Source organism: Sandaracinobacter neustonicus (assembly GCF_006385875.1).
Lineage (GTDB): Bacteria > Pseudomonadota > Alphaproteobacteria > Sphingomonadales > Sphingomonadaceae > Sandaracinobacteroides > Sandaracinobacteroides neustonicus.
Map to the genome: position 1 here is coordinate 1 of NZ_VFSU01000007.1, position 11,238 is coordinate 11,238.

The 11,238-nt window shown below is 64.2% G+C and carries 13 protein-coding genes and 1 pseudogene; 13 read left to right on the forward strand and 1 reads right to left on the reverse strand.

What is annotated here, in order from left to right; all coding sequences use genetic code 11:
- Positions 1 to 922: pseudogene (locus FJQ54_RS00740) on the reverse strand (helix-turn-helix domain-containing protein); the annotation flags it as partial.
- A 257-nt stretch (positions 923 to 1,179) separates the two neighbouring features.
- On the opposite strand from FJQ54_RS00740, the gene FJQ54_RS00745 reads away from it, so the two are divergent.
- The 13 genes from FJQ54_RS00745 to FJQ54_RS00805 form a co-directional block, all read left to right on the forward strand.
- A complete protein-coding gene (locus tag FJQ54_RS00745; RefSeq protein WP_140926378.1) occupies positions 1,180 to 1,470 on the forward strand; it encodes a helix-turn-helix transcriptional regulator in 291 nt (96 codons plus the stop codon).
- Positions 1,471 to 1,489: 19 nt separating this feature from the next.
- On the forward strand, positions 1,490 to 2,554 hold the full coding sequence (locus FJQ54_RS00750; protein ID WP_140926380.1) for a replication initiator protein A: 1,065 nt from the start codon (positions 1,490 to 1,492) through the stop codon (positions 2,552 to 2,554).
- On the forward strand, positions 2,551 to 3,042 hold the full coding sequence (locus tag FJQ54_RS00755; RefSeq protein WP_140926382.1) for a DUF2840 domain-containing protein: 492 nt from the start codon (positions 2,551 to 2,553) through the stop codon (positions 3,040 to 3,042). The genes FJQ54_RS00750 and FJQ54_RS00755 overlap by 4 nt, the downstream gene beginning before the upstream one ends.
- Positions 3,039 to 3,572, forward strand: a complete 534-nt coding sequence (locus FJQ54_RS00760; protein WP_140926384.1) for a S26 family signal peptidase — start codon at positions 3,039 to 3,041, stop codon at positions 3,570 to 3,572. Before FJQ54_RS00755 ends, FJQ54_RS00760 begins: the two co-directional genes overlap by 4 nt.
- A gap of 35 nt (positions 3,573 to 3,607) precedes the next feature.
- Positions 3,608 to 3,943: a DUF736 domain-containing protein gene (locus FJQ54_RS00765; protein WP_140926385.1), complete on the forward strand. Its 336-nt coding sequence runs from the start codon at positions 3,608 to 3,610 to the stop codon at positions 3,941 to 3,943.
- Between the two features lie 3 nt (positions 3,944 to 3,946).
- Entirely contained in the window at positions 3,947 to 4,696 is a 750-nt protein-coding gene (locus FJQ54_RS00770; protein WP_140926387.1) for a lytic transglycosylase domain-containing protein, read from the forward strand.
- A 244-nt stretch (positions 4,697 to 4,940) separates the two neighbouring features.
- Entirely contained in the window at positions 4,941 to 6,680 is a 1,740-nt protein-coding gene (locus FJQ54_RS00775; protein WP_140926389.1) for a relaxase/mobilization nuclease domain-containing protein, read from the forward strand.
- A gap of 119 nt (positions 6,681 to 6,799) precedes the next feature.
- The gene (locus FJQ54_RS00780) at positions 6,800 to 8,788 is read left to right on the forward strand and encodes a conjugal transfer protein TraG (RefSeq protein ID WP_140926392.1); all 1,989 of its coding nucleotides are present in this window, start codon (positions 6,800 to 6,802) and stop codon (positions 8,786 to 8,788) included.
- A gap of 1 nt (position 8,789) precedes the next feature.
- Positions 8,790 to 9,239, forward strand: a complete 450-nt coding sequence (locus FJQ54_RS00785; protein ID WP_140926394.1) for a ribbon-helix-helix protein, CopG family — start codon at positions 8,790 to 8,792, stop codon at positions 9,237 to 9,239.
- Positions 9,240 to 9,389: 150 nt separating this feature from the next.
- On the forward strand, positions 9,390 to 10,397 hold the full coding sequence (gene trbB, locus FJQ54_RS00790; protein WP_140926396.1) for a P-type conjugative transfer ATPase TrbB: 1,008 nt from the start codon (positions 9,390 to 9,392) through the stop codon (positions 10,395 to 10,397).
- Entirely contained in the window at positions 10,394 to 10,732 is a 339-nt protein-coding gene (locus tag FJQ54_RS00795; RefSeq protein WP_140926398.1) for a TrbC/VirB2 family protein, read from the forward strand. Before trbB ends, FJQ54_RS00795 begins: the two co-directional genes overlap by 4 nt.
- Complete coding sequence (locus FJQ54_RS00800; RefSeq protein WP_140926400.1) at positions 10,729 to 10,998, forward strand: VirB3 family type IV secretion system protein; 270 nt, start codon at positions 10,729 to 10,731, stop codon at positions 10,996 to 10,998. The genes FJQ54_RS00795 and FJQ54_RS00800 overlap by 4 nt, the downstream gene beginning before the upstream one ends.
- A 14-nt stretch (positions 10,999 to 11,012) precedes the next feature.
- Positions 11,013 to 11,238 (forward strand): hypothetical protein (locus FJQ54_RS00805; protein ID WP_140926402.1); only part of this gene is annotated, 226 nt, incomplete at its 3' end.

An 11,238-nucleotide genomic window follows, 5' to 3' on the forward strand; every position in this document is an offset into this window, starting at 1 on the left:
TCGGCCCGCATGTTGGTGCACAGCTTCCATGCAATGATGTAGCGAGAGAAGTCGTCGAGCACGGTCGACAGGTACATCCAACCCCAGCCGATGATCTTGAAGTAGGTAAAATCGGTCTGCCACATCTCGTTCGGCCGGGTAGTCTTGGTGTGGAACTGATCGGCGGCCTTGATCACGACATAGGCCGGACTGGTGATCAGATCATGGGCCTTCAACAGGCGATAAACCGTGGCTTCCGACACGAAGTAGCGCTTCTCGTCGGTGAAGCGCACTGCCAGTTCGCGAGGGCTCAGGTCAGTCTCTTCCAGCGCCATTTCGACGATCTGGTCTTGGATGTCGCCGCCGATGCGGTTCCACACCCTGCCTGGAGCCGATGGCCGATCTTCCAGCGCCTCCGGCCCACCTTCAAGGTAGCGGTCATACCAGCGATAGAACGTCCGGCGGGCGATACCGAGCTTGTCCAGCGTGCGTTTGGCGGGCAGGTGCGACTGCTCGACGATCCGGATGATCTCGAGTTTTTCGGATGCGGGATACCTCATTCGTCGTCTCCCCCATCCGCGATCATGCTTTTTTTCAGCAGACGGTTTTCGAGTGTCAGGTCGGCCACGCATTCCTTCAAGGCGCGGGCCTCGCGGCGCAGGTCCTGCACCTCGCCGGTGGTCGCGGCACGAGCGGTGTCGCCGGCCAGGCGGCGCTTGCCAGCTTCCATGAACTCCTTCGACCAGGTGTAGTACAGGCTCTGCGCGATGCCTTCCTTGCGGCACAGCTCGGCAATGCTGTCCTCGCCGCGTAGCCCATCGAGCACGATGCGGATCTTGTCCTCCGCCGAGAAATGGCGACGCGTCTGCCGCCGAATGTCCTTCACCACCCGCTCAGCAGGGGCCTTGGTCGGCGATTTTTTCAAGGAGGGTTGGGCCTTCATCTTCGTTCCTTCGTCACTACGACGAAGCCCCAACCCTCCTTAAATCACAACCTCAAATCTGTGCCATTGGTGCTGACGGCGGACAATCGCAAACTGCTTCGCCATCGCATCCGCTCCTAGCGTCTCGTCGGGTAAGCCCAGTGTGCGAATATGGCCCCCTCATCTGCGCACACCCTGTCACCGCTTCTGTTGCGCCATGACGGTCGCTGCCCGCCGACCATGATCGGCGGCTTTCACAAGCAGCCGGAGACCCGACCATGCCCGCAGATTCCGCTCCTCTCCCGCCACGCTACCTTCGCACCAAGGAAGCCGCGCATTTTCTGAGCCTTTCGGCCAGAACACTGGAGAAACACCGGACCTACGGAACAGGGCCAGCCTATCACAAACTGGGTGGCCGCGTGGTCTATGCGCTGGACGATCTGGAAAGCTGGGTGAACCGGGGGGCGGTCACCTCCACTTCGGATCCTCGGGGCTCGGTGCTACCGGCCCGCCGACACGATGGCTTGCCGTCGGTCAGCGGCGTCCATCGCCCTTTCCCGGCGCGTTGAGCAGAAGCCGGTTCCGGCCATGACCAACCCCTCCCGCCATCTGGCAGAGCGCCGGCAGCTGGACCTGTTCCGCTCCTTGCCCGGCAAATTCGCGGCCCGCGATGCGCAGGATCTGATGGCCTACCCCTTCTTCTCCCTCAGCAAATCGCATCGCGTGGTGCCCATCGACTTTCAAGCGGGCGGCGTGTCGATCCGGGTGGAGGCTGTCCCCGATCATGGCATGGCGACTATCTGGGACGCCGACATCTTGATCTGGGCCGCCAGCCAGATTGTGGAAGCCCGCGACATCGGCGCCTCGACCTCCCGGCTGATGGCGACCACCCCCTATGATATCCTGACATTCACCGGCCGCGGCACGTCGGCCCGGGATTATCAGCGCCTGAAAGCGGCACTCGACCGGCTGCAATCGACCACGGTTTCCACCAGCATTCGTCAGTCAGCCGAAGGCCGTCGGCACCGCTTTTCCTGGATCAATGAATGGCAGGAACGCACAAGACGCGACGGTCGTCCGGCCGGAATCGAGTTGATCCTGCCCGACTGGTTCTATGCCGGTGTATTGAACGACGCCCTGATCCTCACCATCGACCGCGGCTATTTTGACCTGACCGGCGGTCTGGACCGCTGGCTCTATCGCCTCGTGCGCAAGCATGGCGGACGGCAGGGCAATGGCTGGCGGTTTGACTTCCGGCACCTGCACCTGAAGTCCGGCAGCCATGCCCCTTTCAAGCGCTTTGCGTTCGAACTGCGCGACATCATCCGCCGCCAGCCCTTGCCCGGCTATGAACTCAGCACCGAGATCGAGCGCGGCGGCCGGGTCTTGCTGGCCTTCCAGCCGGCAACCTGTGGACAAGTTCCCCGCCGTGTCGTGCTATCGGGAACTGGCGCTATCGTGCCATTGGGAACCCGATCATCGTGCTATCGGGAACCGGAACTCGACTTAACTGCTTCTCAAGGCAGCGATAATCCCGGCCCTAACGACTCTAACCCAGAATCTAACAAGGAAGATAGCGATAGAGTCGCTGTGGATCATTCGCACGTGCGCCGGGCTGGTGATCAGTTGACCGGGAAGGGGCAACGGCAATGAACAACGGCCCCGGCTATCCGCGCCCGGAAACGTTGACCGAGGTCGATCTGGTGTGGATCGAGAAGCGGCTGCAGCACTGGATCCGCTTCGGCCGCCCGGTGCGCGACGACATCCGGGATCGCAGACGGCGCACCGTCGCCTTCCGACCCGGAAGTGTGTTTGCGTTCGTTCGGTGGGCCGCCAATGACTATGGCACCATCCGGTCACGGATCGATATCCTGCGGGCAATTCACCCCGGTGAACCCTGTCAAACCGTCCCGCATGTTCAGCCGGGTGGCGACCTGCTGCTCTCCGTCAATGGCTGGCCGAAGGTTCAAAGTGTCCTCGAAACGATCGACGCGATTGAGGCGCTCGACATCGATGCCTGCGATGTCGCCCCCGAGCACTGGCGCCATCTGAACCATAGTATGCGGGCGAACATTGCCCCCCGCGCCTACACACGGCTGCGCCATGCGGCCTGGCTGAAGCGGCGGGAAATCGAGCGATGACCCGCGCTGGATATGCAAGGCTGACATGGTGCGCGACCCTTACTGTTGCAGCCACGGCCCTTTTGAGCATGCCGGTGAAACTGGTGTGGAATGCGTCCGCCAGTGTGCCAATCGGTCTCTACCGGATCAGCAGCAGCGGTCCGCCGAAGGTCGGCGATCTTGTGCTGGTGCGGCCGTCTGAACCGGTCGCGCAGTTCATGGCCGAACGCCGATATGTTGGCCCCCGCACCCCGCTTCTGAAGCATGTCGTGGCCATCCCTGAGCAACAGGTTTGTCGCATCGGTCTCAGGATCATCATCGACGGCAGCTATCGCGGCAGCGCGCTCACGAGCGACCGGAGCGGGCGCCCACTGCCTGTCTGGCGGGGCTGCCGCAGACTTCAGGCTGGTGAGATATTCCTCATGAACATCGGCATCCCGAACAGCCTGGACGGGCGATATTTTGGCCCGACATCGGCATCCGCGGTGATCGGCAGCGCGACGCCGTTGTTTACGCGTGGCGACAAAACCACGGCCAGTAAGCGGCAATAGGCCGACCCGACACCCACCCCAGAAGGAGACTGAAAATGCCACAGATTGGGACGTTTGAGCGCCACGACAGTGGCTTTGTCGGGCGGATCGAAACCTTCACCCTCGCAAAGGATCTCACCCTTGTGCTGGCCGAGGCGCAGGACAGCGAGAATGCCCCCGATTACCGGCTGCATGTCGGCAATGCGGATGGACCCGAGGTCGGCGCAGGCTGGAAACGCACAGGCGAACGCGCCGGGGACTATATCGCGGTTGTCCTCGACGATCCGCTTCTGCCGCTGCCAATCCGCGCCAATCTGTTCCGGGACAGCGCTGATGGATCGTCCTGGTCACTTCACTGGAACCGGCCCGACAGGACCGGCGGAAAGCGCTGACCCATGCCCGGCTTTCGCACGCTGTTCCGTTCCGGGTTGCTGCTGCTCTGTGCGCTCGGGACTGGCGGGGCGGCGAACGCCCGTCCCGCCAGCGAACTGGCTGGCCGGGTTTCTTATGACGATGCGATTGCTGAAGCCTCGCGCAGATTTGGCATTCCGCAGAGCTGGATCCGGGCGGTGATGCGCTTCGAAAGCGCCGGAAACCCGCGCGCAATCTCCATCAAGGGCGCCATGGGTCTGATGCAACTGATGCCCGGAACCTGGGAAGAATTGCGCCTTCGGTACGGGCTGGGAAACGACCCCTTTCACCCGTTCGACAACATATTGGCGGGCACTGGCTATCTGCGGGACCTGCATGATCGCTACGGATCACCGGGATTTCTGGCGGCTTATAATGCCGGGCCGGGGCGCTACGAGCAGCATCTGCGCGGGCGTCCACTGCCGCTGGAAACGCGCGCCTATGTCGCTGCAGTGGCGCCCTCCATCGAAGTTAGTGAGGCCAGAACCGGCGGAACAATGGCCGCGATTGATCCCTATGCCTGGCGGCGATCCGCCATCTTTGCTGCCTCAAGCCGGGCAGATATTTCTGCGAAATCCCGACAGGAACCGGACGAAACCGCAGCGTCAACCACGCATACGGACGGCCGTTCGGACGAAACAGCAGATCGCAATTTGCCGCTCAACGCAGGCCCCCCAATACGGCCAACCGGAGGCCTTTTCATCGCACGATCCGACCCGGAATCCCGGCCATGACCGCAATCGGCCGATTTCGCAGGCCCGGATACGTCTGCGCGCTGTTGTGCATGAAACAGCGGAAGAGACTCAGAACGGCTTTTCGATGGCAAGATAAAAGGGCGCGAGGTGCGCGCTCGGTCGGTCGTGGGATATCAATGACTTATGCGAGATTTTCGCGAGGTGCGCCGCAGGGCACGAACATCGCGATCTCTGCGATACCCCAAGCATTGCAATTGCTTACTGCGGTGCGCGGGCCATTCTCATGAGTGAAGACGAAGATTTCCACATTCGGCCAGGACGCATCCGATCATCGCGTTCCCAGCGTGCCCGGCCGTTTGTCGCCCAGGTTCTGGCGGGCGTTCGCAGGCAGGGCGGAACTGTGCGAAATGTTCGCTCAGGCCGCAAGGCACCCAGCTCACGTTTCGGACGCGGCCAACGTGCCGCCCTTCAGGCCAGCGTGCGCATAAACGCACGCTCGCGGATCGTCGTCGTAAAAGCCCGGATAGTCCGCCACGGCGCGCGGCCGACTTCGCTCGCAAGCCATGTCAACTATCTGCGGCGCGAAGGCGTCACGCGCGATGGCGAGAAGGCCTCGCTCTTCGGGCCTGATGGTGAGGTTTCTGACCCCCATGCATTCGCGAAACTGTGCAGTGAAGATCGTCATCATTTTCGTTTCATCATCTCCCCGGAGGATGCTGTGGAGATGGACGACCTGCGTTCATATGCCCGTGACCTGATGGGCCAGATGGCCAACGACCTCGACACCGGTCTGGACTGGGTTGCTGTCGACCACTGGAACACGGACAATCCACATCTCCATGTCCTTGTGCGAGGGAGGACAGACAGCGGCGAAGATCTCGTCATGTCGCGCGACTATGTCAGCGAGGGAATAAGAGACCGCGCCCGCGGACTCGTCACACTGGAACTCGGGCCGAGAACGGATCAGCAGATCCAGCACCACATCAACCGACAGGTTGAGGCTGAGCGCTGGACCCAGCTCGACCGACAGTTGCAGCAAGGACAGGATCGCCATGGCCTCATCGACGTGGCCCCCGCTCCCGGCCGCCCCCCCGAAGCAATCGACGTCGCACGCGTCGGGCGGCTCCGCAAACTGGAAACACTGGGCCTCGCTACGCAGATCGGCCCCGGGCAGTGGATGATGGCCGAAGAGGCCGAACCCATGTTGCGGGAACTCGGTGAACGGGGTGACATCATCAAGCGAATGCACCGTGCGCTGGGAGATCGGGGGATCGAGCGCGGTAGTGCGTCCTTTGTGCTGGCCAGTGAGCGCATCGATCCGCCCGTCATCGGCCGCCTGATGGCTCGCGGGCTGGATGATGAGTTGAAGGGCACCGCCTATGCCATCGTCGACGGAACCGATGGACGCACCCATCATATCCGCCTGCCCGATCTGGAGGCGACCTCCGACGCCGCACCGGGGGCCATTGTGGAACTGCGCACGTTCGATGATGCCCGTGGCCATCGCCGGGTGGCGCTCGCCATCCGCTCGGACATCGACATCAACCGGCAGGTCACCGCGATCGGTGCGACCTGGCTCGACCGTCAATCCATCGCGCGCGAGCCGATGGCCTTGTCAGACAGTGGGTTCGGCGCGGAGGTGCGCGACGCCATGGAGCAGCGCGCGGTGCATCTGGTGGGGGAAGGCCTTGCCGAGCAACGTGGCCGACGAATTATCTTCACCGCCCGGCTGCTGGAGACACTCCGCCAGCGGGAACTGAACCAGTGCGCCGGCCGAATGGCCGACGAGATCGGGCTTCCGCACAACCCATCCGCGCCGGGCGAACATGTGTCGGGCAATTATCAGCGGCGGATCGCGCTGACATCTGGCCGCTTCGCGATGATCGGCAACGGGTTCGGGTTCCAGCTTGTGCCATGGTCACCCGCACTGGAACGGCTTCTGGGGCGGGAGGTATCCGGCGTCATGCGCGACAATGGCGGGATCGACTGGAGCTTCGGCCGCAGGCGCGAACTGGGCCTGTAACGACGAGCCATCCGTTTTGTGCGACATCCTGACCGACAACGCGCGCCGCCGCAGGCCATCATTGCAGGCGCACGAAAACCCCATGATCTGGGAAGGCATCACCGTCTGAAGGGCTGCCCATGTCCGCCACCCGAATATTATGGGGTCAGATCCTCGCTGTTTTCCTGATCGTCCTCATGGGCGTCTGGGCCGCCACCCAATATGTCGCGTGGAAGCTGGGATTTCAGGAGGGGCTGGGCGGGGCCTGGTTCGAACTGGCGGGCTGGCCATTCTATTATCCGCCCGCCTTCTTCTGGTGGTGGTATCTCTACGACGCCTATGCGCCCGATATTTTCGTGATGGGCGGGCTGATCGCAGCATCGGGCGGCATTGCCTCGATTGCGGTCGCAATCGCCATGTCGGTGTGGCGCGCCCGCGAGGCCCGCAAGGTCGAGACCTATGGCTCCGCCCGATGGGCAAGCCGGGATGAGGTGCGGGCCGCGCGTCTGCTGGACGCCGATGGTGTCGTTCTCGGGAAGTCGGGCCGCGACTATCTGCGCCATGATGGCCCCGAACATGTGCTCTGCTTCGCACCCACCCGCTCGGGCAAGGGTGTCGGCCTTGTCGTCCCGACGCTTCTGACCTGGCCCGGGTCGGCCATTGTCCACGACATCAAGGGCGAGAACTGGCAACTGACGGCCGGGTTTCGCGCGCGACATGGGCGCGTGCTGCTGTTTGATCCCACCAATCCGAAGTCGGCTGCCTACAACCCGCTGCTGGAAGTTCGCCGGGGCGCCTGGGAGGTGCGCGACGTGCAGAATATCGCCGACATTCTGGTCGATCCGGAAGGCTCGCTGGAAAAGCGCAACCATTGGGAAAAGACCAGCCACGCGCTGCTGGTCGGTGCCATCCTCCACGTCCTCTATGCAGAACAGGACAAGACGCTGGCAGGGGTCGCCGCCTTCCTGTCAGACCCGCGCCGGACCATCGCGGTAACGCTGGAAGCCATGATGAAGACGGCGCATCTGGGCGAAGCCGGGCCGCACCCCGTGATCGCCAGTGCGGCGCGCGAGCTGCTCAACAAGTCGGAAAACGAAATGTCCGGCGTGCTGTCGACGGCGATGTCCTTCCTTGGCCTCTACCGCGATCCTGTCGTGGCGGAGGTGACGCGCCGATGCGACTGGCGGATCAGCGAGCTGGTGACCGGGCCGCAACCAACCACCCTCTACCTCGTCGTGCCTCCTTCCGACATCAACCGCACCAAGCCGCTCATCCGGCTGTTGCTGAATCAGGTGGGGCGTCGGCTGACCGAGGACATCAACGGCCGCACCGACCGGCATCGCCTGCTGCTGATGCTGGACGAATTCCCGGCGCTGGGTCGGCTCGATTTCTTCGAGAGCGCGCTGGCGTTCATGGCGGGCTATGGCCTCAAATCCTTCCTGATCGCCCAGTCCCTGAACCAGATCGAGAAGGCCTATGGGCCGAACAATTCGATCCTCGACAATTGCCATGTCCGCGTCAGCTTCGCGACCAACGACGAGCGCACGGCCAAGCGGGTGTCGGACGCGCTGGGGACGGCGACCGAGATGCGGGCGATGAAAAATTATGCCGGTCACCGCCTCAGCCCCTGGCTGGGCCATCTGATGGTGTCGCGCTCGGAAACCGCCCGGCCCCTGCTGACACCGGGCGAGGTGATGCAACTGCCCCCGACCGATGAGATCGTCATGGTGGCGGGGACGCCGCCCATCCGCGCCAGCAAGGCGCGCTATTTTGAGGACCGGCGGTTGCTAGCCCGGGTCATGTTGCCACCGGTTCCGCAAACGCCAGCGACGATGGCGCCGGATCCCTGGAACCAGCTTCCGATCCCGCCACGACCAATCGTCATTCCGGACAAGGTGGCAAAGCCCGACAGGAAGAAGGCCGTCAGTGCGGGCGCGGAACAGCAGCATGTGATGGAGTTACGCCAACAACTGACGCCGCCCGCGAACCCCCACGAACCCAATGAATTTGATCTGGATGGCCCGGCACGCGAGCCCGACGCGGATTTGGATCTTGCAAGGTTGCAGAACCAGATGCGGCACACCGCGCGGCAGGCCTCCATGGATCCCGGCTCGGACAGCGGCCTGTGACATGGGCCTGAAGCAACCCCGTAAACGCCGGCTCTCGGTCTATCTGGAGCCAAATCTGCTGGAAGCGCTGGCCGAGCGTGCGGCGCGGCGGGACCATTCGCTGTCGATGATCGCGGAAGCCGCCGTCGCCGCTTTCCTCTCACCCGACGACGGAGAGCGGCGGGAGGCTGCAATCGCCAAACGGCTGGACCAGATCGACCGGCGGATCGCCCGCATGGAACGCGACCAGACCATCGCCGTGGAGACGCTGGCTATGTTCGTGCGCTTCTGGCTCACCACCACGCCCGCATTGCCGGAACCCCTGGCAGGGGCCGCGCGGGCGAAAGGCAGCGAGCGCTATGATGCCTTCCTGTCAGCGCTCAGCCGACGCATGGCCAGCAGTTCCAGACTCGCCCGCGAACTGGCGGAAGATATCGGTTCCGGTGGGTCCGCCGCGGACCCGGACAGCTGATCGTCAGGCCGCCGTTTTCGCCAGCGCCTGTCATTGCACGCCAGACCCCTACGCCCCGCGATAGCTGTTGAATCCCGCATAAATCCGGTTCTCTTACTCAGCCCCAACAGGGGCAGCATCAGCTAGCCCCCCCCACCAAAAGGGCAGCAGATGCGCGGTTCACATCGTCAGGGAGAGGGTCTCGACCGCAGCGCGCGGATGCTGCGCAGCGCGCTTGGCCCGGCCATTGCCGCACTGCTGGACGATCCTGCTGTCGTCGAGGTCATGCTGAACCCGGATGGCCGCCTGTGGGCCGACCGGCTGTCACAGGGCCTTGCCGATACCGGGGAGTGGCTGTCGGCCTCCGACGGCGAGCGGATCATCCGGCTGGTCGCCCATCATGTCGGCGCCGAGGTTCATCCCGGTGCGCCGCGCGTGTCAGCCGAACTGCCGGACACCGGCGAGCGGTTCGAAGGCCTGCTGCCGCCAGTCGTGCAAGCCCCGACCTTCGCGATCCGCAAACCCGCCATCGCGGTGTTCACGCTCGACGATTATGTCGCCGCCGGCACCTTGCGTCCGCCCGAGGCCGTGCTGTTGCGCGAGGCGGTCCATGACCGTCTGAACATTCTGGTCGCGGGCGGCACATCGACCGGCAAGACCACGCTCGCCAACGCCCTGCTGGCGGAAATCGCCGGAACCGGCGACCGGGTGGTGCTGATCGAGGACACCCGCGAGCTGCAATGCACTGCGCCCAACCTCGTGTCGCTGCGCACCAAGGATGGCGTCGCCACCCTGTCCGATCTTGTCCGATCCTCGCTGCGGCTGCGGCCGGACCGCATCCCCATCGGCGAAGTGCGGGGCGCCGAGGCGCTGGACCTGCTGAAGGCCTGGGGCACCGGCCACCCGGGCGGCATCGCCACCATCCATGCCGGCAGCGCGATCGGCGCGCTGCGGCGGCTGGAACAGCTGATCCAGGAGGCGGTCGTGACCGTCCCGCGTCCGCTGATCGCCGAGACCATCGACCTCATCGCCGTGCTGTCGGGTCGCGGCAGCGAACGCCGCCTCATCGAACTCGCTCGTGTGCCCGGCCTTGGCCTCGATGGCGACTATCGCCTGATCCCGGCCAGCGCGCCGGTATCCGTTCCCACCCTTCTCACCCTCGCAGGAGACCTTGCATGACAACCTTGCCTTCCCTTGCCGCGCAATGCCGCCGCTTTGCCGAACGCGCCTCGCTTCTCGCGATCAGCTTCATGCTCGCGCCCGCCGCATGGGCCGGTGGCGCGTCCATGCCGTGGGAGCAGCCGCTGGAGCAGATTCTGCAATCGATCGAAGGCCCGGTCGCCAAGATCATCGCGGTCATCATCATCATCGTCACCGGCCTGACGCTGGCGTTCGGCGACACGTCGGGCGGGTTTCGGCGTCTCATCCAGATCGTATTCGGCCTGTCGATCGCATTCGCGGCCTCCTCCTTCTTCCTCTCCTTCTTCAGCTTCGGCGGCGGGGCGCTGCTATGATCGGCTCGGACGACGTGCCGGGGTTCAGCGTGCCCGTGCACCGGGCGCTGACCGAGCCGATCCTGATGGCCGGGGCACCGCGCTCGCTCGCCATCGTCAATGGCACACTGGCCGCAGCCCTTGGACTGGGCTTACGTCTCTGGCTGGTCGGGTTGGCGATTGGGGCCATCGGCCATGCGCTGGCCGTCTGGGGCGCCCGGCGCGATCCGCTGTTTGTCGAGGTGGGGCGGCGGCATCTGCGCCTGCCGTCCCATCTGGCGGTTTGAAGGCGGACACGACCATGTTCCACCTCGCTGAATACCGCCGTCAGGTCACGCGGCTCGCCGACTATCTGCCGTGGGCGGCCCTCGTCGCACCGGGGATCATCCTCAACAAGGATGGCAGCTTCCAGCGTACCGCCCGCTTTCGGGGGCCGGACCTCGATTCCGCCGTTCCGGCCGAACTGGTGGCGGTCGCCGGCCGCCTCAACAATGCGCTGCGGCGGCTGGGTTCCGGCTGGGCATTGT

Bases quoted from the DNA above. Each gene is read 5' to 3' on its own strand.
- FJQ54_RS00770 (WP_140926387.1), top strand. From the start codon at position 3,947: ATGCCCGGCTTTCGCACGCTGTTCCGTTCCGGGTTGCTGCTGCTCTGT.
- FJQ54_RS00775 (WP_140926389.1), top strand. From the start codon at position 4,941: ATGAGTGAAGACGAAGATTTCCACATTCGGCCAGGACGCATCCGATCA.
- FJQ54_RS00780 (WP_140926392.1), top strand. From the start codon at position 6,800: ATGTCCGCCACCCGAATATTATGGGGTCAGATCCTCGCTGTTTTCCTG.
- FJQ54_RS00745 (WP_140926378.1), top strand. From the start codon at position 1,180: ATGCCCGCAGATTCCGCTCCTCTCCCGCCACGCTACCTTCGCACCAAG.
- FJQ54_RS00755 (WP_140926382.1), top strand. From the start codon at position 2,551: ATGAACAACGGCCCCGGCTATCCGCGCCCGGAAACGTTGACCGAGGTC.
- FJQ54_RS00760 (WP_140926384.1), top strand. From the start codon at position 3,039: ATGACCCGCGCTGGATATGCAAGGCTGACATGGTGCGCGACCCTTACT.
- FJQ54_RS00765 (WP_140926385.1), top strand. From the start codon at position 3,608: ATGCCACAGATTGGGACGTTTGAGCGCCACGACAGTGGCTTTGTCGGG.
- trbB (WP_140926396.1), top strand. From the start codon at position 9,390: ATGCGCGGTTCACATCGTCAGGGAGAGGGTCTCGACCGCAGCGCGCGG.
- FJQ54_RS00785 (WP_140926394.1), top strand. From the start codon at position 8,790: ATGGGCCTGAAGCAACCCCGTAAACGCCGGCTCTCGGTCTATCTGGAG.
- FJQ54_RS00800 (WP_140926400.1), top strand. From the start codon at position 10,729: ATGATCGGCTCGGACGACGTGCCGGGGTTCAGCGTGCCCGTGCACCGG.
- FJQ54_RS00795 (WP_140926398.1), top strand. From the start codon at position 10,394: ATGACAACCTTGCCTTCCCTTGCCGCGCAATGCCGCCGCTTTGCCGAA.
- FJQ54_RS00750 (WP_140926380.1), top strand. From the start codon at position 1,490: ATGACCAACCCCTCCCGCCATCTGGCAGAGCGCCGGCAGCTGGACCTG.